At 64.6% G+C, this 21557-nt stretch carries 22 protein-coding genes and 1 rRNA gene; 13 read left to right on the forward strand and 10 right to left on the reverse strand.

The genetic code is table 11. The features are described from left to right. The first annotated feature begins 29 nt into the window (after positions 1 to 29). From C2862_RS10785 to C2862_RS10810, 6 genes are all read left to right on the forward strand, one after another. On the forward strand, positions 30 to 1268 hold the full coding sequence (locus tag C2862_RS10785) for an FAD-dependent monooxygenase (RefSeq protein WP_168710043.1): 1239 nt from the start codon (positions 30 to 32) through the stop codon (positions 1266 to 1268). Positions 1269 to 1290: 22 nt separating this feature from the next. Further along, positions 1291 to 2010, forward strand: a complete 720-nt coding sequence (locus tag C2862_RS10790) for a DsbC family protein (protein WP_136220117.1) — start codon at positions 1291 to 1293, stop codon at positions 2008 to 2010. 2 nt (positions 2011 to 2012) lie between these two features. Beyond that, positions 2013 to 2471 (forward strand): (2Fe-2S)-binding protein, encoded by a 459-nt coding sequence (locus C2862_RS10795; protein WP_136220118.1) that lies wholly within the window; start codon positions 2013 to 2015, stop codon positions 2469 to 2471. A 6-nt stretch (positions 2472 to 2477) separates the two neighbouring features. After that, complete coding sequence (locus C2862_RS10800) at positions 2478 to 3047, forward strand: NTP transferase domain-containing protein (protein WP_136220119.1); 570 nt, start codon at positions 2478 to 2480, stop codon at positions 3045 to 3047. A gap of 69 nt (positions 3048 to 3116) precedes the next feature. Further along, positions 3117 to 4937, forward strand: a complete 1821-nt coding sequence (locus C2862_RS10805; protein WP_136220120.1) for a M61 family metallopeptidase — start codon at positions 3117 to 3119, stop codon at positions 4935 to 4937. Between the two features lie 109 nt (positions 4938 to 5046). After that, complete coding sequence (locus tag C2862_RS10810) at positions 5047 to 6315, forward strand: amidohydrolase (RefSeq protein ID WP_229467381.1); 1269 nt, start codon at positions 5047 to 5049, stop codon at positions 6313 to 6315. A 192-nt stretch (positions 6316 to 6507) separates the two neighbouring features. On the opposite strand, the gene C2862_RS10815 is transcribed toward C2862_RS10810, so the two are convergent. The 8 genes from C2862_RS10815 to rpe form a co-directional block, all read right to left on the reverse strand. Continuing rightward, on the reverse strand, positions 6508 to 6999 hold the full coding sequence (locus C2862_RS10815; RefSeq protein ID WP_136220122.1) for a TonB C-terminal domain-containing protein: 492 nt from the start codon (positions 6997 to 6999) through the stop codon (positions 6508 to 6510). Between the two features lies 1 nt (position 7000). Next, positions 7001 to 7801 carry an indole-3-glycerol phosphate synthase TrpC gene (gene trpC, locus C2862_RS10820; RefSeq protein WP_136220123.1) on the reverse strand — a complete coding sequence of 267 codons (801 nt, stop codon included), beginning with the start codon at positions 7799 to 7801 and terminating at the stop codon, positions 7001 to 7003. Positions 7802 to 7813: 12 nt separating this feature from the next. After that, the gene (locus tag C2862_RS10825) at positions 7814 to 8449 is read right to left on the reverse strand and encodes a LysE family translocator (RefSeq protein WP_136220124.1); all 636 of its coding nucleotides are present in this window, start codon (positions 8447 to 8449) and stop codon (positions 7814 to 7816) included. A gap of 9 nt (positions 8450 to 8458) precedes the next feature. After that, positions 8459 to 9496 carry an anthranilate phosphoribosyltransferase gene (gene trpD / locus C2862_RS10830; RefSeq protein WP_136220125.1) on the reverse strand — a complete coding sequence of 346 codons (1038 nt, stop codon included), beginning with the start codon at positions 9494 to 9496 and terminating at the stop codon, positions 8459 to 8461. Next, the gene (locus C2862_RS10835; RefSeq protein WP_136220126.1) at positions 9493 to 10059 is read right to left on the reverse strand and encodes an aminodeoxychorismate/anthranilate synthase component II; all 567 of its coding nucleotides are present in this window, start codon (positions 10057 to 10059) and stop codon (positions 9493 to 9495) included. The genes trpD and C2862_RS10835 overlap by 4 nt, the downstream gene beginning before the upstream one ends. A gap of 2 nt (positions 10060 to 10061) precedes the next feature. Next, complete coding sequence (trpE, locus tag C2862_RS10840; protein WP_136220127.1) at positions 10062 to 11558, reverse strand: anthranilate synthase component I; 1497 nt, start codon at positions 11556 to 11558, stop codon at positions 10062 to 10064. Positions 11559 to 11754: 196 nt separating this feature from the next. Beyond that, the gene (locus C2862_RS10845) at positions 11755 to 12453 is read right to left on the reverse strand and encodes a phosphoglycolate phosphatase (RefSeq protein WP_136220128.1); all 699 of its coding nucleotides are present in this window, start codon (positions 12451 to 12453) and stop codon (positions 11755 to 11757) included. After that, complete coding sequence (gene rpe, locus C2862_RS10850) at positions 12453 to 13124, reverse strand: ribulose-phosphate 3-epimerase (protein ID WP_136220129.1); 672 nt, start codon at positions 13122 to 13124, stop codon at positions 12453 to 12455. The genes C2862_RS10845 and rpe overlap by 1 nt, the downstream gene beginning before the upstream one ends. 149 nt (positions 13125 to 13273) lie before the next feature. Here rpe and apaG point away from each other — a divergent pair, with 149 nt between their 5' ends. Then, positions 13274 to 13648, forward strand: a complete 375-nt coding sequence (gene apaG, locus C2862_RS10855; RefSeq protein WP_136220130.1) for a Co2+/Mg2+ efflux protein ApaG — start codon at positions 13274 to 13276, stop codon at positions 13646 to 13648. Here the strand turns inward: apaG and C2862_RS25240 are convergent, their stop codons facing one another. Beyond that, positions 13649 to 13795, reverse strand: coding sequence for a hypothetical protein (locus tag C2862_RS25240; RefSeq protein WP_168710044.1), 147 nt, complete (start codon positions 13793 to 13795; stop codon positions 13649 to 13651). Between the two features lie 11 nt (positions 13796 to 13806). Between C2862_RS25240 and C2862_RS10860 the strand changes: the two genes are divergently transcribed. The 3 genes from C2862_RS10860 (at position 13807) to C2862_RS10870 (ending at position 16427) form a co-directional block, all read left to right on the forward strand. Beyond that, positions 13807 to 15033: a murein transglycosylase A gene (locus C2862_RS10860; RefSeq protein ID WP_136220131.1), complete on the forward strand. Its 1227-nt coding sequence runs from the start codon at positions 13807 to 13809 to the stop codon at positions 15031 to 15033. A 114-nt stretch (positions 15034 to 15147) separates the two neighbouring features. Beyond that, positions 15148 to 15600, forward strand: a complete 453-nt coding sequence (locus tag C2862_RS10865; protein ID WP_136220132.1) for a hypothetical protein — start codon at positions 15148 to 15150, stop codon at positions 15598 to 15600. 2 nt (positions 15601 to 15602) lie between these two features. Further along, on the forward strand, positions 15603 to 16427 hold the full coding sequence (locus tag C2862_RS10870) for a DUF2145 domain-containing protein (RefSeq protein WP_136220133.1): 825 nt from the start codon (positions 15603 to 15605) through the stop codon (positions 16425 to 16427). Between the two features lie 3 nt (positions 16428 to 16430). On the opposite strand, the gene C2862_RS10875 is transcribed toward C2862_RS10870, so the two are convergent. After that, on the reverse strand, positions 16431 to 17648 hold the full coding sequence (locus C2862_RS10875; RefSeq protein WP_229467377.1) for an MFS transporter: 1218 nt from the start codon (positions 17646 to 17648) through the stop codon (positions 16431 to 16433). Positions 17649 to 17801: 153 nt separating this feature from the next. Here C2862_RS10875 and C2862_RS10880 point away from each other — a divergent pair, with 153 nt between their 5' ends. The 3 genes from C2862_RS10880 to C2862_RS10890 all read left to right on the forward strand — a co-directional run. Next, positions 17802 to 18578, forward strand: a complete 777-nt coding sequence (locus C2862_RS10880) for an enoyl-CoA hydratase (protein WP_136220135.1) — start codon at positions 17802 to 17804, stop codon at positions 18576 to 18578. A gap of 3 nt (positions 18579 to 18581) precedes the next feature. Then, positions 18582 to 20132, forward strand: coding sequence for a phospholipase D family protein (locus C2862_RS10885; protein ID WP_136220136.1), 1551 nt, complete (start codon positions 18582 to 18584; stop codon positions 20130 to 20132). Positions 20133 to 20554: 422 nt separating this feature from the next. Continuing rightward, positions 20555 to 21557: ribosomal RNA gene (locus C2862_RS10890) — 16S ribosomal RNA — on the forward strand; the annotation flags it as partial.

The raw sequence follows: 21557 nt of genomic DNA on the forward strand, positions 1-21557 counted from the left end.
GCAGGGGACATCCCGCTATAATGCCTGGCATGACGACCTCAAACTCTTCCTCCGCATCCATCTCAGTTACCCGCTGCGACGTCTGCATCGTCGGCAATGGCGCCATCGCCAAGACGGCCGCACTCGGCTTTGCCCAGGCCGGGCACAGCGTCACGCTGCTGGTGCCGAGCAGCACCGCACCGCATGAGAGCAGTGCCGCCGGCACCGGCGAGCGCCCCTGGGACGTGCGCGTCTACGCGCTGAACCACACGGCGCGCGACTTGCTGTCTTCCCTGAAGGTATGGGATGCGCTCGATCCGGGCCGCGTGGCGCCGGTCGATGCGATGGCGGTCAACGGCGACGGCAAGAATGGCGGCAGCCTCGGCTTCGATGCCTTCGGCGCCCATACCGGAGCGTTGGCCTGGATCGTCGAGGACAGCAATCTGAACGGAGCGCTGGACGCCGCCCTGAAGTTCGCCCACAAGGTCGAGATCGTCAAAGGCTGCGGCTCGCGCCTGACGTGCGGTCCGGACGGTGCCGCCGTGCAGCTGGAAGACGGGCGCCGCATCGATGCCCAGCTCGTGCTGGGCGCCGACGGGCGCGATTCCTGGGTGCGCGGGCAGTGCGACATCGGCATCGATTACCGTTCCTACCACCAGAAGGCGATCGTCACCAATTTTGCTTGCGAAAAGCCGCATCACGGCGTGGCCCACCAGTGGTTCACCTGCGCGGACGGCATCATCGCGCTGCTGCCGCTGCCTGGCAACCGGGTCTCGCTCGTCTGGTCGGCGCCGGAAACCCTGGCCGCTACCCTGGCCGAAGAATCGATGAGCGAGCTGGCCGTGCGACTGTGCGAGTATGCCGACGGACCGCTGGGCGCGCTGAAACCGCTGCAGCCGGAAGCGTTCAAGGCGGTGCCGCTGGCGCTGGTGCGCCCGCATGCCTTGACCGCGCCGCACGTGGCCCTGATCGGCGACGCCGCGCACGCCGTCCACCCGCTGGCCGGGCATGGCATGAACCTCGGCTTCGGCGACATCGTCGACCTGCTGCGCGTGGTGCGCGAGCGCGAGGAGCACCGCGGCATCGGCGACGAGCGCGTGCTGGCGCGTTACGCCCGCGCACGAAAGGAAGATGTTCTTTTAATGCAACTAGCGACCGATGGTCTTGAACGTTTGTTCGGCGCGAACCTGGAACCTTTGCGCGTTGCACGCAATTTGGGCTTAAACTTGCTCGATAAGTTGCCCTTCATTAAGCGTCGCCTGATGGCGCACGCCATTGGACAGTCGTAAAACCTTGAGGAACAAGATAGTGATGTTGAAAACCAAGCTGGCCGTGCTGGCGATGACGGGCCTGATGGCGTCCTGCGTGGGTGCCGAGAATACGACGGAAGCGAGCATCCGCAAGAACATCGAGCCACGCCTGGGCGGGGCCAAGATCGATTCGATCACGGCGACGCCCTACAGCGGCCTGTACGAACTGCGCATCGGTACCGACATCCTGTATGCCGACAAGAAGGGCGAGTTCCTGTTCATCGGCCAGGTGTACGACGCCAAGACCTCGAAGAACCTGACCAAGACGCGCATCGACGACCTCACCAAGATCAAGTTCTCCGACCTGCCGTTCAACATGGCGCTAAAGCAGGTGAAGGGCGACGGCAAGCGTACCATCGCCGTCTTCGAGGACCCGAACTGCGGCTACTGCAAGCGCCTGCGCCAGACCACGCTGAAGGACCTGGACAACGTCACCATCTACACCTTCATGTACAACATCCTGTCCGAGGATTCGTTCGTGAAGTCGAAGAACATCTGGTGCGCGCCGGACCGGGTCAAGGCCTGGGACGACTGGATGATCAACGGCAAGCTGCCACCGGCGGCGCCCGAGAAATGCGAGACCCCGAACGACAAGATCGTCGAACTGGGCCACAAGCTGAAAATCCAGGGTACGCCGGCGATCTTCTTCACCGACGGCACCCGCATTCCGGGCGCGGTCGACCTGGCGGGGCTGGAAGAGAAACTCAAGTCGATCAAATAAGCATGTTGCAGCTGAACGTCAATGGCCGCGACACCGAGATCGACGCCGATCCGTCCACGCCCATCCTGTGGGCGCTGCGCGACAACCTGAACCTGACCGGCACCAAGTTCGGCTGCGGCGCCGCCCTGTGCGGCGCCTGCACCGTGCACTTGGACGGCGCCCCGGTGCGTTCCTGCGTCACGCCGGTGTCGAGCGCCGTCGGCCACAAGCTCACGACCATCGAGGCCGTCGGCCAGGACCCGGTCGGCCAGGCGATACAAGCCGCCTGGATCCGCCACGACGTGCCGCAATGCGGCTACTGCCAGAGCGGGCAGGTGATGAGCGCCACCGCACTGCTGCGCACCAACAAGACGCCGAGCGACGCCGACATCGACAGCGCCATGAGCGGCAACATCTGCCGCTGCGGCACCTACCAGCGCATCCGCGCCGCGATCAAGGATGCGGCCGGCACGCTCGCGTAAGCGGTCGTGAATCCGGTCGGCATTCTGTTGGCGGCCGGACGCGGACGCCGCTTCGACCCCGAGGGCCTGCGCAACAAGCTGTTGCAGCCGCTTCCCACAGGTGAGGCCGTCGTTGTCGCCAGCGCCCACATTCTCCTTTCCGTTGTACCCCGTGTGATCGCCGTCGTGCCGCCGCAGGATGGCGGCGTGGCCGCAGCCTTGCGCGCGCTCGGCTGCGAAGTCACGACCTGCCAGGATGCCGACAGCGGCATGGCGGCCTCGCTGGTGCACGCGATCGCGCACTCGCTGCCGCAGGCGGACGCCTGGCTGGTGGCGCTGGGCGACATGCCGTATGTGGCCCCGGGCACCCTGCGCGCACTGCTCGCCGCGCTGGAAGAGGGCGCCGGCATTGCTGCACCCGTATTCGAAGGACGCCGCGGCAATCCGGTTGCCTTCGGCCAGCAGCACTTGCCGGCCTTGCTGGCCCTGAAGGGCGAGCACGGCGCCCGCGTGCTGCTGAAGTCCGAACCCGTGGCCGAGGTCGCGGTGATGGATCCCGGCATCCTGCGCGACATCGATACGCCGGCCGATCTGTAATCCCTGCCGCGTCGCGGGTTTTGCCGAATCCGTTACACTATGGGAAATCGGCCCGTTCCCTATGTGATCATGAAAAAAACAGCCCAAAAAAAGCAGAGCGCAGTCCACTACACCATTGTCCCGAAAGACCTGGCGGGCCACCTGTTCAACGTCAGCGTCACCGTGCCGGTGCCAAGTCCCGAGGGCCAGGTGTTCGCCCTGCCGGCCTGGATCCCGGGCAGCTACATGATCCGCGAATTCGCGCGCAACATCGTGCGCATCCGCGCCGAAGCGAACGGCGCCCCGGTGGCGCTGACCAAAATCGACAAGCATTCCTGGCGCGCCGCTCCCTGCGCCGGCCCGCTGACCCTGCACTATGAAGTCTATGCCTGGGACCTGTCGGTGCGCGCCGCCCACCTCGACCAGACCCACGGCTTCTTCAACGGCACCAGCGTGTTCCTGCGCGTGCTCGGCCAGGAAGCGGGTCCGCACGAAGTCGACATCCAGCGCCCGGGCGACCCGCTTGCCAAGACCTGGCGCGTCGCCACTGCGATGAAGGAACTGGGCGCCAAGCGCTACGGCTTCGGCAGCTACGTGGCCGCCGACTACGACGAACTGATCGACCACCCGGTCGAAATGGGCGACTTTGCCCTCGCCAGCTTCAAGGCGCACGGCATCCCGCACGACATCGTCATCACCGGCCGCGTGCCGAACCTGGACATGGCGCGCCTCCAGGCCGACCTCAAGGCAATCTGCGAAGCGCAGATTGCGCTGTTCGAACCGGGTACGAAGAAGGCGCCGGTCGACCGCTACGTGTTCATGACGATGGCGGTCGGCGACGGCTACGGCGGCCTGGAACACCGCGCCTCGACCGCGCTGATCTGCGCCCGCGCCGATTTGCCGAGCACCGCCTCGCCGCAGGTGGGGGAACCGAACGAGGGCTACCTGAAATTCCTCGGCCTGTGCAGCCACGAGTACTTCCACACTTGGAACGTCAAGCGCATCAAGCCGGCCGTGTTCGCGCCCTACGACCTGCAGGTCGAGAACTACACGCCGCTCTTGTGGCTGTTCGAAGGTTTTACCAGCTACTACGACGACCTGATGCTGGTGCGCGCCGGGATCATCAAGGAAGCGACCTATTTCAAGCTGCTGGGTAAAACCATCGGCAGCGTGCTGCGCGGCAGCGGTCGCCTGAAGCAGAGCGTGGCCGATTCCAGCTTCGACGCCTGGAGCAAGTACTACCGCCAGGACGAGAATTCGCCGAATGCGATCATCAGCTACTACACCAAGGGTTCGCTGATCGCGCTGGCCTTCGATCTCACCATCCGCGCCAGGACGGGCGGCGCCAAAACGCTCGACGACGTCATGCGCGCGCTGTGGGAGCGCTATGGCCGCGATTTCTATCCGACGATTGGGCGCGGCGTCACGGAAGCCGAAGTCGAGGCGCTGTTCGACGAAGTCAGCGGCCTCAAATTGCGCACCCTGTTCGACAAGTTCGTGCGCGGCACCGACGATCTGCCCCTCGCCAAACTGTTCACGCCGTTCGGCATGAAGCTGGTCGACGAGCGCAAGAGCGGCAAGCCTTCCTTCGACGCCGGCATCGGCCGCGATCCTCTCGGCGCCAAGCTGACGCAAGTGCACGAGGGCGGGGCGGCGCACCAGGCCGGCCTGTCGGCGCTGGACATCGTGATCGCCATCGACGGCCTGCGCGTGAACGGCAACCCGTCGAATGTCGACGCCCTGCTGTCGCGCTATCGCGTGGGCGACAAGCTCACCGTGCACGCCTTCCGCCGCGACGAGCTGATGGCCTTCGACGTGACCCTGCAGGGTGATCGCGTGCCGGGCATCACCCTGGCGCCTGCCGTCGCCGGCAAGAAGTCGGTGGCCTTGCCGCGTCCGAGCGCCGCGTAAATTGCCAGGCCTGGCGCCGCGCCGGGCCTTTGCTGTCTGGTTCCCGTTCTCCCATTCGATGAGGTGCCCGTTGAAAAAGCCGATCGCAGCCGCTGTTCTCGCTCTTGCCATGCCTCTCGCGCTGGCCCAGTCTCCCGCACCGCTGAAGGACGACATCAAAACGCGTCTCGACGGCATGTACCCGTGGCTGGACACGGTCTATAAAGACTTGCATGCGCACCCGGAGATCGCCTTCCAGGAAGTGCGCACGGCGGGCAAGCTCGCCGGCGAAATGCGCAAGCTCGGTTTCGAGGTCACGGAAAAGGTCGGCAAGACCGGCATCGTCGCCGTCTATAAAAACGGCGCCGGCCCGACGGTGCTGGTGCGCACCGAGCTCGATGGCTTGCCGATGGAAGAAAAGACCGGCTTGCCCTACGCCAGCCGCGCCAAGGCGGTCAGCGACGGGCGCGAGAGTTTCGTGACGCACAGCTGCGGCCACGACATCCACATGGCCAGCTGGCTCGGCGCCGCGCGCACGCTGGTGGAACTGAAATCGCAGTGGAAGGGCACCCTGGTCTTCATCGGCCAGCCGGCCGAGGAAACCGTGTCGGGCGCGAAAGCCATGCTGGACGACGGCCTTTTTAAGCGCTTCCCGAAGCCGGACTATGCTTTTGCCCTGCATTCCTGGCCGCTGGCCTATGGCACCGTGGGCTATAACGCCGGCGCCGTGTCCTCGAATTCGGACGCATTGGAAATCGTCTTCAAGGGCCGCGGCGGCCACGGCTCCGCGCCCGACAAATCGCTGGACCCGATTACCATCGCGGCGCGCTTCGTCGTCGACGTGCAGACCATCGTCAGCCGCGAAAAGGACCCGAAGGAATTCGGCGTCGTGACGATCGGCGCGATCCAGGGCGGCACGGTGGGCAATATCATCCCGGATAGCGTGCAGGTGCGCGGCACCATCCGTTCCTACAGCCCGGCCGTGCGCGCCAAGCTCTTGGATGGCGTACGCCGCGTGGCCTTCGCCTCGGCGGCGATGGCGGGCGCGCCGGCGCCAGACGTGCAGCTGATCAGCGGCGGTGCCGCCATCGTCAACAGCGAGGCGCTGGTGACGAAGCTGGAGCCCGTGTTCAAGGATGCCTTCGGCGACGCCAAGGCCCAGCGCATGCCGGCCATGACGGCGAGCGAGGATTTTTCGCAGTACGTGAACCAGGGCGTGCCGGGGATGTTCTTCTTCACCGGGGTGTACGACCCGAAGATGATCGAGGAAGCGGCGCGCGAGGGCGGCAAGCCGATCGCGTTCAATCATTCGCCATTCTATGCGCCGGTGCCGGAACCGTCGATTAAGACCGGGGCGCAGGCGATGAGTCTGGCGGTGTTGAGTGTGATGAAGCGGTAAACGACCGCTGCGGACGATTGGCGGCCGTGCGGTTGATCGACCGTCCGACCGCGTGGGCATGCCCACCCTACGTTACGCCGCTGCCTCGTGACTTTGCCTGTGACGTTGGTGCATCGTAGGGTGGGCATGCCCACGCGTTTTCGTGTCCCGGCATACCCGACGTTTGGCCTCCGCCGCATCGATTGAACACCATTATTGCGGCCCTGCCAGCGACCTCAACTGAAACCGATACTGGTGATCAAACAAGAACGTCTCCGAAAACGTCAGGGCCCGCATGTTCGCCGCCAGCAAATGTGATGGCCTTGGCAAGCGTCCGGTGCGCCGCATCGACGCCAGCGCCACTTCCGACGCATCCGGATCGCGCGAGCGCTGCACCACCACATCCTGCAGTTCCCCATCTTCTCCCACGGTGATGTTCACCACCACGATCGCCGGCAGCATCGGCGGCAGGCGGCCGCTGAAGGTCTGGCCGCTGTTGGCGCGCATGACGTGCTGGGCCACTTCGGCCTTGTAGGCGTCGAGGGTGGGCGACGGCGGTGGAACCGGCGCTTCGGTTTCAGGCGTGGGAAGAATGGCGGCGACGATGCGCTTGGCCGTGGAAGCGACGGGCTGGACCGTGCTGCATCCGCCCAGGGCTGCCAGAAGAAGGAGAAGAGCGGCCCGGGTGCGGATGGAAGTGAACATATCAGTCGAATAATCGTCGTAGTTCGGCGCCAGGGTTGGAAGCGCGCATGAACGCTTCGCCCACCAGGAACGCGTGCACGTTCGCCTCGCGCATGCGTTTTACGTCGTCCGGCACCATGATTCCCGACTCGGTCACGACCAGCCGCTCGCTGCCGATGCGGGGCAGCAGGCCGATGGTCGTATCCAGCGAGACCTCGAAGGTGCGCAGGTTGCGGTTGTTGATGCCGACCAGCGGCGTTTTCAGCTTCAGGGCCGCGGTCAACTCATCACCGTCATGTACTTCGACCAGCACATCCATGCCAAGTTCCATGGCACAGGCTTCCAGTTCCGCCATCAGGCCGTGATCGAGGGCGGAGACGATCAGCAGGATCGCATCGGCGCCCATCGCGCGCGCTTCGTAGACCTGGTACATGTCGACGATAAAATCCTTGCGGATCACGGGCAGTTCGACGGCCGCACGCGCCTGGCGCAGGTAATCCACGCTGCCTTGGAAAAAGTTCACGTCGGTCAGTACCGACAGGCAGGCGGCGCCCCCGTTCGCATAGCTTTCGGCGATCTCGGCCGGACGGAAGTCGGCGCGCAGCACGCCTTTCGAGGGCGAGGCCTTTTTCACTTCGGCGATCACGCCGGCGTGGCCCGCGGCGATGTGCTTGCGCAGGCTCGCTTCGAAGCCGCGGATGCCGGCGCGCAGTTCGGTGTCGGTTTCGACTTCGCGGCGCAGGCTGGGCAGGTCACGGTGCCGTTTGGCGGCGGCGACTTCGTCGGCTTTGACGGCCAGGATTTTATTCAGGATGTCGGACATGCTTGATAAACCTTAATGAGACTTGGACAGCGCCAGCTTGACGCCGAGCCAGACGAACAGGCCGCCGGTGGCGCGGTTGAGCCAGAGCGAGACCGCCGGGCTGAGCTTGATGCGTGCGCTGGCCTTCGCGGTCGTGACCGCCAGTCCCAGGCACCACAGCATGCCGTTGACGTTGAAAATGCAGCCCAGGACGATAAAGGCGAGCGCCTTGTTCGGCGCATCGGCGCTGATGAATTGGGGAACGAAGGCGAGGAAGAAGATCGCGACCTTCGGGTTCAGCACATTGGTGAGAAAGCCCTGGCCGAAGATGGTGCGGTAGGGCAGGGGCGGCAGCACCGGCGCCGCCGACTCGCCATCCTGCCTGCGGCTGCGCAGCAGGCCGATCGTCATGTAGAGGATGTAGGCTACGCCGACCAGCTTCACCACGGTGAACGCGGTGGCCGACGTCGCCAGCACCGCCGACAGTCCCAGCGCCGCGGCAAAAACATGGACCAGGGTGCCGGTCCCGATGCCGAGCGCGGCCGCGCAGCCGGCGCGCCAGCCCTGGGTCGCGCTGCGCGTCATGATCAGCAGCGAATCGGGGCCGGGCATGATGTTCAGGAGCAGTCCGGAAAGCACAAACAGGGGCAGGTCGTGGATTCCGAACATGTTGGCTCCTCAGGCCTGGCCGCCCAGCTGGCGCGTGACGCTGACGAATTGCTCGAGCTTGGCCATGGCCGCACCGGAGGTGATGGCCGCGCGCGCCTTGGCCAGGCCGTCCTCGATCGAGGAGGCCACGCCGGCCGCGTACAGGGCGGTGCCGGCGTTCAGCGCCACGATGTCGGTGGCCGGGCCCGGCTCGCCGCGCAGCGCTTCCATCACGCGCAGCTTCGATTCGGCGGTATCGGCCACCTTCAGGTTGCGGCTGGCGATCATCGACATGCCGAAGTCTTCCGGATGGATTTCGTATTCGCGGATCTCGCCGTCGACCAGTTCGCCGACCAGGGTGCCGGCGCCGAGCGAGACTTCGTCCATGTTGTCGCGGCCCCAGACCACCAGCGCATGCTGGGCGCCGAGGCGCTGCAGCACACGGACCTGGATACCGACCAGGTCCGGATGGAACACGCCCATCAGGATGTTCGGCGCGCCGGCCGGGTTGGTGAGCGGTCCGAGAATATTGAAAATGCTGCGCACGCCCAGTTCGCGGCGCACCGGCGCCACGTGCTTCATCGCGGCGTGGTGGTTCGGCGCGAACATGAAGCCGATGCCGGTCTGCGCGATCGACTGCGCAATCTGCTCGGGCTTCAGGTCGATGTGGGCGCCCAGCGCTTCGATCAGGTCGGCGCTGCCCGAGGACGACGAGACGCTGCGCCCGCCGTGCTTGGCCACGCGCGCGCCGGCGGCGGCGGCCACGAACATCGAGGCGCTGGAGATATTGAAGGTGTTGGCGCCGTCGCCGCCCGTGCCGACGATGTCGAGCAGGTGGGTAGTGTCGGCCATCGGCACCTTGGTCGAGAACTCGCGCATGACTTGCGCGGCGGCGGTGATCTCGCCGATGGTTTCCTTCTTCACGCGCAGGCCGACGGTCAAGGCCGCGACCATGGTCGGCGACATCTCGCCCGACATGATCTGGCGGAACAGGTGCAGCATCTCGTCGTGGAAGATCTCGCGGTGTTCGATACAGCGCAGCAGCGCTTCTTGCGGGGTGATTTTCATGACCGTTCCAGGAAGTTCTTAAAAAGCGCGTGGCCGTGCTCGGACAGGATCGACTCGGGGTGGAACTGCACGCCCTGGATGTCGAATTCCTTGTGGCGCACACCCATGATTTCGCCGTCGTCGGTCCAGGCGGTCACCTCGAGGCAGGCGGGCAGCGAGGCGCGCTCGATCGCCAGCGAGTGGTAGCGGATCACGGTGAACGGGCTCGGGATACCTTTGAAGACGCCGACGCCGGTGTGGGCGATCATCGAGGTCTTGCCGTGCATGACCTGCTTGGCGCGGATGATCGTGCCGCCGAAGGCTTCGCCAATGGCCTGGTGCCCGAGGCAGACGCCGAGGATCGGCAGCTTGCCGCCGAATTCCTTGATCACGTCGACCGAGACGCCGGCATCGCTCGGCGCCTTCGGGCCCGGCGAGATGCAGATGCGGTCGGGCTTCATGGCCGCGATCTCCTGGATCGTGACTTCGTCGTTGCGCACCGTGCGCACGTCTTCACCCAGCTCGCCGAAGTACTGGACGATGTTGTAGGTGAAGGAATCGTAGTTGTCGATCATGAGCAGCATGTTCAGAACTCCCCATCCAGTCCGTCTTGCACTTGTTCGGCCGCGCGCAACACGGCGCGCGCTTTTGCTTCGGTTTCCTGCCATTCCATCTCGGGGATGGAATCGGCGACGATGCCGGCCGCGGCCTGCACGTAGAGGTTGCCGTCCTTGATCACGCCGGTGCGGATCGCGATCGCCACGTCCATCTCGCCGCCAAAGGAGAGATAACCGCAGGCGCCGCCGTAGATGCCGCGTTTCACGGGCTCGAGTTCGTCGATGATTTCCATCGCCCGCACCTTCGGCGCGCCGGTCAGCGTGCCGGCCGGGAAGGTCGCGCGCAGCACGTCGAGGTTCGACATGCCTTCCTTCAAAGCGCCTTCGACGTTCGAGACGATGTGCTGCACGTGCGAGTATTTTTCGATGACCATGCGGTCGGTGACTTTTACCGTGCCGATGTCGGCGATGCGGCCGATGTCGTTGCGCGCCAGGTCGATCAGCATCACGTGCTCGGCGATCTCCTTCGGATCGGCCAGCAGTTCGGCGGCCAGCTCGGCGTCGCGTTCCGGCGTCGAACCGCGCGGGCGGGTGCCGGCGATCGGGCGCAGCGTGACCTTGCGTTCGCCCGCGGGCGAGGTCTCGTTGCGGACCAGGATCTCGGGCGAGGCGCCGACGATCTGCATGTCGCCGAAGTTGTAGTAGTACATGTACGGGCTCGGGTTCAGCGAACGCAGCGAGCGGTACAGGGATAAAGGCGAATCGACGTAGGGCTTGCGGATGCGCTGGCCGATCTGCACCTGCATCAGGTCGCCGGCCATCACGTATTCGTGGGCCCTGGCGACTGCCTTCAGATAGTCTTCCTTGCTGAAGTCGCGCACGGCTTCGGTCCGTACCGAGGCTGTCGTGACGGGCGCATCGACGCTCCGGCGCAGCATCACGCGCAGGTCTTTCAGACGCTGGCGGGCTTTGGCAAAGGCTTCCGGCTGCGACGGGTCGGCATACACGATCAGGTAGAGTTTACCGGACAGGTTGTCGATCACGGCCAGCTCTTCGGTCACCAGCAGCTGGATGTCGGGCAGGCCGAGGGTGTCTTGCGGCGCCTTGCCGGCCAGCTTGCGCTCGATGTGGCGCACCGTGTCGTAGCCGAAGTAGCCGGCCAGGCCGCCGCAGAAGCGCGGCATCCCGGGACGCAGCGCGACCTTGAAACGCGATTGGTACGCTTCGATAAAGTCGAGCGGGTTGCCCTCGTGCGTTTCGACGACGCTGCCGTTGGTGACGATCTCGGTCACGTTGCCGCTGCTGCGCAGCAGGGTTTTCGCCGGCAGGCCGATGAAGGAGTAGCGTCCAAAACGCTCGCCGCCGACGACCGATTCGAGCAGGAAGGTGTTCTTGCCGGTGTCCTGCGACTGCGCCAGTTTCAGGTACAGGCTCAGCGGCGTTTCCAGGTCGGCGAAGGCTTCGGCGATCAGTGGAATGCGGTTGTAGCCCTGGTTGGCCAGCGATTTGAATTCGAGTTCGGTCATGTTCTTCTCCGGGCCGCCAGCGTTCAAGGTGGAGGAAGGGCGGCGGTAGTGTAAAAAACCTGCCGGGTGCGCGTGCAGCCGGCAGCAATCAAGACGGGTTAGTTAGCCCAGGATTGCCAGCGTCGCCAGACCCAGGCCTCAGGGGCGCCGGTCTGGTTGACGGTGTGTTTTTTAGTGAAGAACATGTATAGATGAGTTAGTTTTCGGTGCTGTTGTGCGCACGAATCAGCTCGGCGGCATCGAGTAGCGAATTAACTATACCATCGGAATCGATGCTTTGCACAGGCCTTCCGTGGTTATAACCATATGGCACTGTGAGCACATAGCAACGCGCGGCGCGCGCCGCTTCGGCGTCGTTCGAGGAGTCGCCGATTGCCACGACCGAGGGCGGCGCCAGGTCGAAGTCGCTGCAGACCTGCAGCAGGGGCATGGGATCGGGTTTCTTTTTGGGGAAGGAATCGCCGCCGTAGACCAGCTCGAAAAAGGGCGATAAACCCTTCTGCGCCAGCAGCGGCGTGGCGAAGGCGATCGGCTTGTTGGTCACGCAGGCCAGGCGCAGGCCCATGTCGCGCATGGCCTGCAAGCCTTCGATCACGCCCCCGTACAGCACACTGCGTTGGCCGTTGATGGCGAGGTAATGGCGCTGGTAGGCGGCCATCGCCTCCTCAAAACAGGCGTCGATGCGCGCTGCCTCGTAGTCGAGCGCGAGCACGTCGCGGATCAGTTTTTCGGAGCCCTTGCCGACCATGGGCTTGATGACATCCTGCCCGATCGGCGCGAGCTTGAAGTCGGCGCGCATGCCGTTCAGGGCCAGTTCAAAGTCGGGCACGGTGTCGAGCATCGTGCCGTCGAGATCGATGATGGCGGCCCTGATGGCCGCTGCGCCCGGGCGCATTATTTGCCGACCGTTGCCAGCTCGGCGCGCATGGCGTCGATCACGGCCTTGTAGTCGGGCTTGCCGAAGATGGCCGAGCCGGCGACAAAAGTGTCGGCACCTGCGGCCGCTGCGGCGGCGATGTTCTCGGCCTTGATGCCGCCATCGACCTCGAGCATGATGTCGCGGCCCGATTCGTCGATCATGCGGCGCGCGATCGCGATCTTCTTGAGTGCCTCGGGTATGAAGGACTGGCCGCCGAAGCCCGGGTTGACCGACATAATCAGGATCATGTCGATCTTGTCCATCACGTGCTCGAGATAGTGCATCGGCGTGGCCGGGTTGAACACCAGGCCGGCCTTGCAGCCGTGGTCGCGGATCAGCTGCAGGGTACGGTCGATGTGCTCGGACGCTTCCGGGTGGAAGGTGATGATGTTGGCGCCTGCCTTGGCGAAGTCGGGAATGATGCGGTCGACCGGCTTCACCATCAGGTGGACGTCGATCGGCACCTGCACGTGCGGGCGGATCGCCTGGCAGACCAGCGGGCCGATGGTGAGATTCGGCACGTAATGGTTGTCCATCACGTCGAAGTGGATAATGTCGGCGCCTGCCTCGACGACGTTGCGGACTTCCTCGCCCAGGCGGGCGAAATCGGCGGACAGGATGCTGGGAGCGATGCGGTAGGTGGTCATAAGTAAGGTGGCGCTGCGGACGTTGCGGTTGGGTTGAAGCCGCTATTTTACGCCGAGCCGGGATGGAGGCGCGCAGCCTCGATTTGCGGGGCGGAGTATCATGAGCCTTTGCGCACCTGCGTCTCCACCAATAAGAAAGAGGGAAGCCGATGGCTGCCTACGAGTTCACCGTCAACGTCCGCACCAAATACCTGGCCGAGCAAAGCAAGCCGGAGCAGGACGAATATCTGTTTTCCTATACGATCACGATCCGCAATACCGGCGACGTGCCGGCCCAGCTGATTTCACGGCACTGGGTAATTACCGACGCCAATAACCGGGTGCAGGAAGTGTCGGGCCTGGGCGTGGTCGGGCACCAGCCTCTGCTCAAACCCGGCGAGGAGTTCGAATACTCGAGCGGTACGCCGCTGGCCACGCCCCAGGGCACGATGCGCGGGGAATACTTCTGCGTGGCCGAGGACGGTCATCGTTTCGAAGCCTTGATTCCGGAATTCGTCCTTTCGCTGCCGCGCATGCTGCACTGATCATTCCTGGCGCGGTTCGCTCCCTGGCTCGCGCTCTTCGCGCAGCGGCCGCTTGCGGGTTTCGGGCCTGCCATGGAACATCGTCCACCAGACGATAAACACGAGCAGGAAGAGCGCCACGCCCGCTTCCAACATCAAGATCCACATAGACTGTCCTTATGCAAACGATACGTCGCAGTGTACCTACTTCGCTTGCCCTCGTCGCCCTTCTTTTGGCCGCCTGCGGCACGCCGCCGCCCGCACCCGTGAAGCCGGCGCCGGTGCCGCCGCCGGCGAAACAGCCCGACATCGTGATGCCGCCGCCGGTCGGCCCGGTCGCGATTCCGGCGCCCACGCCTGTGCCGCCGCCCGTGCCGCCGATGACGCCGGTCTCCTTCGAGTCGCTGCCCGGCTGGCAGCAGGACGACCTGCGCCAGGCCTGGCCGGCCTGGCTGGCTTCCTGCCGTGCGCTGGCGAAAAAGCCGCAGTGGAGCGCCCCGTGCTCGGCTTCTGCCACGGTCGATGCCGGCGACAGCGCCGCCATTCGCCGCTATTTCGAAACGTATTTCGTTCCGAACCAGATGCGCACGCCGGACGGCGCCGACACGGGCCTGATCACCGGCTATTACGAGCCGATGCTGCGCGGATCGCGCAAGCGCGGCGGCGCCTTCCAGACGCCGCTGTACCGGGTGCCGGACGACCTGATCACGGTCGACCTGGCCTCCGCGTACCCGAGCTTGAAAAACATGCGCCTGCGCGGACGCCTGGTCGGCAAGACCGTGGTTCCCTACAGCACCCGCGCCGAGATCGAACGCGCGCCTCTCAATGGAAAAGAGCTGCTCTGGGTCGACGATCCGGTCGAGGCCTTCTTCCTCGAAGTGCAGGGTTCGGGCCGGGTACAAATCGCCGAAACGGGCGAAACCGTGCGCATCGCCTTCGCCGACCAGAACGGCCATCCGTATAAGGTGATCGGGCGCTGGCTGGTGGAGCAGGGAGAGTTGCCGGCCAACGGCGTCTCGGCACAGAGCATCAAGGCCTGGATCGCGGCCAACCCGGCGCGGCGCCAGGAACTCTTGAACGTGAATCCGAGCTATATCTTCTTCCGCGAAGAGCGTTTACCGGATCCGGGCGTGGGTCCGAAAGGAGCGCTGGGTGTGCCCTTGAGCCCGGAGCGTTCGGTGGCGGTCGACCCGTCTATCGTGCCGCTCGGGGCGCCGCTGTTCCTGTCGACCACGCATCCGGCCGACGGGGCGGCGATCCAGCGCCTGATGATGGCGCAGGATACGGGCGGGGCGATCCGCGGACCGGTGCGGGCCGATTTCTTCTTCGGTTTCGGCGGGAATGCGGCCGAGTATGCGGGGCGCATGAAGCAGCAGGGATTGGTGTGGGTATTCTTGCCTAAATAAGCGACAGGCATTGCGGGCCTGTTCGATTTGAGCTAGGGTGATGGTGTTTCTGGTGTGCAACTACTGATGTGCACAACCTTGACCGCCGTCCCTGGCTCGATGATTGGATAGACCATGCGCCCACGTTCACTGCTTGTCCTTACCGTCGCCGCGGCGATTGCTACGCCGGTCTCAGCCGGTGACGGCCATTTGACGTCGACCGACGCCAGTTTGATCAGTGCGCTCGTCGTCGTCGCCGCGCCTTTTTCGCTGGCATCTGCGGCCGGCGAGGTGCTGTCCCAGGCTTCGTCCACCGAAAAGCTCGAACGCAACAAGCAGTGGCGGGTGGCGGCTGTGCGTCCCCAGGGCGACAAGACCGCGCTCGAGCTGCGCAGCGAAGACAAGACCCTGAAGCTCGAGACCATCGTGGCGACTACCACCGCACGCGCACAGAAGCTGCAGGTAGAGGACGAGATCGGTCTCGAGACGATCGGCAAGAGCGGCTATACCTTGAAGAAGGCCGGCACGACGATCGGCGTGCTGGTCCGTCCGGAAAGCGGCCTGGTGCACTCGAAGGCGCGCGCCTGATCATGCGCCGAGTCCTGCGCCGTGCCGCGCTGGCGGCCCTCTTCGTCGCCGCAAGCGGCGGCGCGGCCGCGGGCACGCCCTGCGAGGGACGGGAAGCATCGCCGGAAACGGGCCGCATGAGCGTCGAGATGGCCGATGCTACCCGCACCGCGCTCGACAGGATGGACGATGAGGTCGTGCTCATCGCCCGCGCCGGCCAGGACCTCTCCAGATACCAGCTGACGTATTCGCACATGGCCTTCGCGGTGCGGGAACATCCGGCCGGCGCCTGGTCGGTCGTCCACAAGCTCAATGCCTGCGGCACCGCCACCTCGGCGCTGTACGACGAGGGGCTGGTGAACTTCTTCTCGGATTCGCCCTTCCGCTACCAGGCGGGCATCTGGCGCCTGGCGCCCGAGGCGCAGGCGCGCCTGAAGAAGGCGCTGCTCGGCAAGAAGGCGAAGGATTACCTGGAGCCGCACTACAGCCTGGTGGCCTATCCGTTCAGCCAGCGCTACCAGAATTCGAACGGCTGGGTGCTCGAGATGCTGGCCTTTGCCGTGGCGCCCGAGGACGAAGCGAATACCCGCGTCACGGCGCAAGCCTGGTTGAAGTCGCATGGCTATGTACCGACCCAGTTCGAACTCGGGACCCTGACCCGGCTCGGCGCGCGCGTCAGCAAGGCCAACATCGCCTTCGACGACCACCCGCCCGAGCTGCGCTGGAGCGGCAAGATCCAGACCGTCACCGTCGATTCCATCGTCACCTGGCTGCGCACGCTGCCCAACGGCTGCCAGTCCATGGGTTGTCCGGAAACGCAGGTAGCACTGCCCGGCGCGGCAAGATAAGACTCAGTCGTTCACATGGCGCAGCCGGGTCCCCGCCACCGCGGCGATGGCAAGTAGCAGCGCGCCGCCCGCGACGCAGGCGAGTCCCGTGCGCACGCTGAAACGCTCGGCCAATGCGCCGGCCGCCAGGGCGCCGAGCGGGGCGCTGGCCACCGTCAGCGAACGCATCGTCGCCACCATCCGGCCGAGTACCGCGTCCGGCGTCACGCGCTGGCGCAGCGCGATGTAGGGCACGAAGAACAGGGTGGCGCCGCAGTCGAGCAGGAACACCACGCTGCCGTAGGCGACGGCGGTCAATGCCGTGCTGCCCAGCAGGGCGGCGGGAATCGCCGGCATCAGCGCGAAGCCGCAGACGCAGGTGCACAGGCCGACCAGGATCGCGCGTCCGGTGCCGAAGCGCTTCGACAGCGGTTTTACGAGGATCGAGCCGGCCAGGATGCCGGCGCCGCCCAGCATCTGCGCCGTCCCCATCACGCCGGGCGCCATGCCCAGCGCGCGGGTGGCGAACAGGACGTGCAGGGCCAGGTAGCCATAGAACAGGAAATGCCAGGCGCCCGAGGTCCAGGCCAGGGTGCGCAGCACCGGATGCTGCCAGACGAAGGCCAGGCCGTCGCGGATGTCGTGCAGGGGATGGGTGGTCGCGGGCGCCGGCTGCGGTTCGCGTGCGCGGATGCGGCGCAGATTCGCCAGCGAGACGATGAAGGCGCCGACATTGCAGAGGATGGCAAAGGGCGCGCCCAGCAGCTGCACCAGGGCGCCGGCCATGCCGGGTCCGATCAGGCGCGCGGCCGATTCGGTGCCGGCCAGCTTGGCGTGGGCGTCGACCAGGCGCTCGCGTCCGACGACGAAGGTCAGAAATACCTGCTCGGCGCTGCCGCCGACGGTGAGGCCGGTGCCGAGCACGAAGCCGACCGCATACAGCCAGTAAATGGTCAACAGGTCGAGCCACCAGGCCAGCGGCACGCTTGCCAGCGCGGTGGCGACCATCACGTCGCTGCACATCATGATCGGCAGGCGCCGGCTGCGGTCGAGCAGCACGCCGGAGGGCAGTCCGAACAGGAGGAAGGGCAGGGATTCGAGCGCCGCCAGGGTGCCCATCTGGCTCGGCGTCGCGTGCATCAGCAGTACCGCGCAGATGGGCAAGGCCAGCAAGGTGATCTGGGAGCCGAACTGGGTCAGCGCGCTGCTCAGCCAGAGGCGGCGGAAGTCGGCGCTGCGCAACAGGCCGTCGGTGGCCAGGCGGTTCAGGGTCGTGCGTAGCGTGCTGATGATCTGCTCGTTATGGCTTGCTTAAATCGCAATGATAACCGCCTTTCCCGGCCGTGGAGGCGCTACAATCGCGGCACTGATCAATCCCTTATATAGAGGTGTCCCATGGAATACGCTGACCTGCTGATCGAAAACCACGGCAAGGTGGCCGTCATCCGCCTGAACCGCCCGAAGGCGATGAATGCGCTGAACGACAACATGATGAACGAGCTGGGCGACGCCCTGTACAAGTTCGACGCGGATCCGGGCGTCAACGTCATCATCCTGACCGGCAGCGAAAAGGTTTTCGCGGCAGGCGCCGACATTGCCGCCATGGCGAACTACACCTATGCGGACACCTACCAGGGCAATTACATCGGCCGCAACTGGGAGCACATCCTGAACGTGCGCAAACCCGTGATCGGCGTCGTCGCCGGCTATGCGCTGGGCGGCGGCTGCGAACTGGCGATGATGTGCGACTTCCTGATCGCCGCCGACAGCGCCAAATTCGGCCAGCCGGAAATCAAGGTCGGCGTGACCCCGGGCGCCGGCGGCACCCAGCGCCTGCCGCGCACGATCGGCAAGTCGAAAGCCATGGACATGCTGCTGACCTCGCGCATGATCGACGCGGCCGAGGCGGAGCGTACCGGCCTGGTGTCGCGCGTCTTCCCGGCGGAATCGCTGATGGAAGAAGCGTTGAAGGTGGCGAACACGATCGCCGACATGCCGGTATCGGTGGCGATGGCGGTCAAGGATTCGGTCAACCGCGCCTTCGAGACCACGCTGACCGAAGGCGTGCGCTACGAGCGCCGCTTCTTCCACGCGGGCTTCGGTACCCCGGCGCAGAAGGAGGGGATGTCCGCCTTCCTCGAGAAGCGCAAGCCGAATTTCGAGGGGATGTAAGCGATGCGGGCGCCGGTCTTCCTGAAGGGAGCCGCGGCGCTCGCGATCCTCGCGGCGGCAGGCTATGCCTGTACGTCGCTGCCGCCTTTGGCGCCGCGGGTCGCCACGGTGGCGCTGGCCGACACCGGCGCGACCCGGCTGGGGCAGGCGATCGCGCCCCTGGCCGCGGCGCACCCAGGCACGTCCGGTGTGCTGGCCTTGCCGGACGGGCGCGACGCCTTTGCCGCGCGCGCACTGTTCGCCCGTGGCGCCGAGCGCAGCCTCGACGTCCAGTACTACATCTGGCGCGATGACCTCACCGGTGTGCTGCTGTTCGACGAACTGCGCAGCGCGGCGGCGCGCGGTGTGCGCGTCCGTCTGCTCCTGGACGACAACAATACGGCCGGACTCGATCCGCTGCTGGCCGCCCTCGACGCCGATCCCAACATCGAGGTGCGCCTGTTCAATCCTTTTGGTGCGCGCAGCTGGCGCAGCCTGGGCTATCTGTTCGACTTCAGCCGGCTGAACCGGCGCATGCACAACAAATCCTTCACGGCCGATAACCAGGCGACGATCGTCGGCGGGCGCAATATCGGCGACGAGTACTTCGGCGCTGCGGGCGACATGCTGTTCGTCGATCTCGACGTCATCGCCGTCGGTCCGGTCGTCGGCGCGGTGTCGCGCGATTTCGATCGTTACTGGAACAGCGCCTCGGCCTATCCGGTTGCCGCACTGGTGCGTCAGCAGGCCGCCGGGTCCGACGCTGGGCTGGCGGCGCGCGCCGCGCAGCTGCGTAGCCGGCCGGACGCGCAAGCTTATCTGGAGGCGATCAAGGCCTCGGCCTTTGTCGAGCAATTGAAGAGCGGGCGCCTGCCGCTGGAATGGAGTAGCGTCCGCCTGGTCAGCGACGATCCGGCCAAGGCCGTTGGCGCTGCCAAGGCTGAGGACCGCCTCGCGGTCCAGCTGCAACGCCTGTGGGGCACGCCGCAGAGCCGGCTTGACCTGGTGTCTCCGTATTTTGTCCCGGGAAGGGTGGGTGCGCACGCCCTGGCCGACATCGCCCGCAGTGGAGCGCAGGTGCGGATTCTCACCAATTCGCTGGAAGCGACCGACGTCGCTGCCGTTCACGCCGGCTACGCCAAATGGCGCCGCGAACTGCTGCAGGCGGGCGTCTCCTTATATGAGCTGCGCCGCAGCTGGGGCCCCGACCTGCCCGAGAGCGGGCGTGGCCGCTTCGGCAGCTCCGCATCGAGCCTGCACGCCAAGACCTTCAGCGTCGACGGCCGCAGCGTCTTCGTCGGCTCCTTCAACATGGACCGGCGTTCGATCGACCTGAATACGGAGATGGGTGTCGTGATCGACAGTCCCCGCATGGCGCAAGCGCTGGACCAGGCGCTGGACGAACGCATGCCGGAGCGTGCCTATGAGGTCCGCCTGGACGGGAAGGGGAAGCTGTACTGGATCGAGCGCTCGGCCGGTGCGGAGCGCCGCCATGAGGAAGAACCGGGCGCCAGTCTCTGGAAGCGTGCCGGGGTCGATGCCCTGTCTTTCCTGCCCATTGACTGGCTGTTGTAGAAAGTCACGCGAAGGGCTTGCCAGACGCGAGTCCCGTTTGCTATAGTTCGCGTCCTTCGCGAAACGCCAACGAAATCAAGTAGTTGAGCTGGCAACGAAGACGCAGAAACTCTGCGGTGTAGCAAAAAAGAGATTGACGAGAATCACGAAACGCTGCATAATCTCATTCCTCTGCTGCTGACGAACAAAACGATTCGCAGAACGCAGCAAGGCAGTACCGAATAAGTTCTTTAACAATTAACAGTCGATAAGTGTGGGCGTTTGATGAGGGTGCCAGCTGACTTGTTCAGCTGATTACTTAAATTATCAAATGTTCGCACAAAGTATTAAACGTTGTCTCAGCAATGAGATGACGGTCAGTATTTTGAGTGAGCGACTCCGCAGCAATGCGGATGACTCGAAAGAGTCAACAAACAGAGATTGAACTGAAGAGTTTGATCCTGGCTCAGATTGAACGCTGGCGGCATGCTTTACACATGCAAGTCGAACGGCAGCACGGGCTTCGGCCTGGTGGCGAGTGGCGAACGGGTGAGTAATACATCGGAACGTACCCAGAAGTGGGGGATAACGTAGCGAAAGTTACGCTAATACCGCATACGTTCTACGGAAGAAAGTGGGGGACCGCAAGGCCTCATGCTTTTGGAGCGGCCGATGTCTGATTAGCTAGTTGGTGAGGTAAAGGCTCACCAAGGCGACGATCAGTAGCTGGTCTGAGAGGACGACCAGCCACACTGGAACTGAGACACGGTCCAGACTCCTACGGGAGGCAGCAGTGGGGAATTTTGGACAATGGGCGCAAGCCTGATCCAGCAATGCCGCGTGAGTGAAGAAGGCCTTCGGGTTGTAAAGCTCTTTTGTCAGGGAAGAAACGGTAGGAGCTAATATCTCTTGCTAATGACGGTACCTGAAGAATAAGCACCGGCTAACTACGTGCCAGCAGCCGCGGTAATACGTAGGGTGCAAGCGTTAATCGGAATTACTGGGCGTAAAGCGTGCGCAGGCGGTTTTGTAAGTCTGTCGTGAAAGCCCCGGGCTCAACCTGGGAATTGCGATGGAGACTGCAAGGCTTGAATCTGGCAGAGGGGGGTAGAATTCCACGTGTAGCAGTGAAATGCGTAGAGATGTGGAGGAACACCGATGGCGAAGGCAGCCCCCTGGGTCAAGATTGACGCTCATGCACGAAAGCGTGGGGAGCAAACAGGATTAGATACCCTGGTAGTCCACGCCCTAAACGATGTCTACTAGTTGTCGGGTTTTAATTAACTTGGTAACGCAGCTAACGCGTGAAGTAGACCGCCTGGGGAGTACGGTCGCAAGATTAAAACTCAAAGGAATTGACGGGGACCCGCACAAGCGGTGGATGATGTGGATTAATTCGATGCAACGCGAAAAACCTTACCTACCCTTGACATGTCAGGAAGGCCG

Origin of the sequence: Massilia sp. Mn16-1_5, assembly GCF_004798585.1 — a bacterium.
In the GTDB taxonomy this organism is placed as follows: Bacteria; Pseudomonadota; Gammaproteobacteria; order Burkholderiales; family Burkholderiaceae_D; genus Telluria.

Coding starts and splice junctions, on each gene's coding strand:
- trpC (WP_136220123.1), bottom strand. CDS start 7,801: ATGTCCGACATCCTGAATAAAATCCTGGCCGTCAAAGCCGACGAAGTC.
- C2862_RS10870 (WP_136220133.1), top strand. CDS start 15,603: ATGCGCCGAGTCCTGCGCCGTGCCGCGCTGGCGGCCCTCTTCGTCGCC.
- C2862_RS10825 (WP_136220124.1), bottom strand. CDS start 8,449: ATGTTCGGAATCCACGACCTGCCCCTGTTTGTGCTTTCCGGACTGCTC.
- C2862_RS10810 (WP_229467381.1), top strand. CDS start 5,047: ATGCCTCTCGCGCTGGCCCAGTCTCCCGCACCGCTGAAGGACGACATC.
- C2862_RS10805 (WP_136220120.1), top strand. CDS start 3,117: ATGAAAAAAACAGCCCAAAAAAAGCAGAGCGCAGTCCACTACACCATT.
- C2862_RS10860 (WP_136220131.1), top strand. CDS start 13,807: ATGCAAACGATACGTCGCAGTGTACCTACTTCGCTTGCCCTCGTCGCC.
- C2862_RS10795 (WP_136220118.1), top strand. CDS start 2,013: ATGTTGCAGCTGAACGTCAATGGCCGCGACACCGAGATCGACGCCGAT.
- C2862_RS10865 (WP_136220132.1), top strand. CDS start 15,148: ATGCGCCCACGTTCACTGCTTGTCCTTACCGTCGCCGCGGCGATTGCT.
- C2862_RS10785 (WP_168710043.1), top strand. CDS start 30: ATGACGACCTCAAACTCTTCCTCCGCATCCATCTCAGTTACCCGCTGC.
- C2862_RS10845 (WP_136220128.1), bottom strand. CDS start 12,453: ATGCGCCCGGGCGCAGCGGCCATCAGGGCCGCCATCATCGATCTCGAC.
- apaG (WP_136220130.1), top strand. CDS start 13,274: ATGGCTGCCTACGAGTTCACCGTCAACGTCCGCACCAAATACCTGGCC.
- trpD (WP_136220125.1), bottom strand. CDS start 9,496: ATGAAAATCACCCCGCAAGAAGCGCTGCTGCGCTGTATCGAACACCGC.
- C2862_RS25240 (WP_168710044.1), bottom strand. CDS start 13,795: ATGTGGATCTTGATGTTGGAAGCGGGCGTGGCGCTCTTCCTGCTCGTG.
- C2862_RS10790 (WP_136220117.1), top strand. CDS start 1,291: ATGTTGAAAACCAAGCTGGCCGTGCTGGCGATGACGGGCCTGATGGCG.
- C2862_RS10880 (WP_136220135.1), top strand. CDS start 17,802: ATGGAATACGCTGACCTGCTGATCGAAAACCACGGCAAGGTGGCCGTC.
- C2862_RS10885 (WP_136220136.1), top strand. CDS start 18,582: ATGCGGGCGCCGGTCTTCCTGAAGGGAGCCGCGGCGCTCGCGATCCTC.
- C2862_RS10835 (WP_136220126.1), bottom strand. CDS start 10,059: ATGCTGCTCATGATCGACAACTACGATTCCTTCACCTACAACATCGTC.
- C2862_RS10815 (WP_136220122.1), bottom strand. CDS start 6,999: ATGTTCACTTCCATCCGCACCCGGGCCGCTCTTCTCCTTCTTCTGGCA.
- rpe (WP_136220129.1), bottom strand. CDS start 13,124: ATGACCACCTACCGCATCGCTCCCAGCATCCTGTCCGCCGATTTCGCC.
- trpE (WP_136220127.1), bottom strand. CDS start 11,558: ATGACCGAACTCGAATTCAAATCGCTGGCCAACCAGGGCTACAACCGC.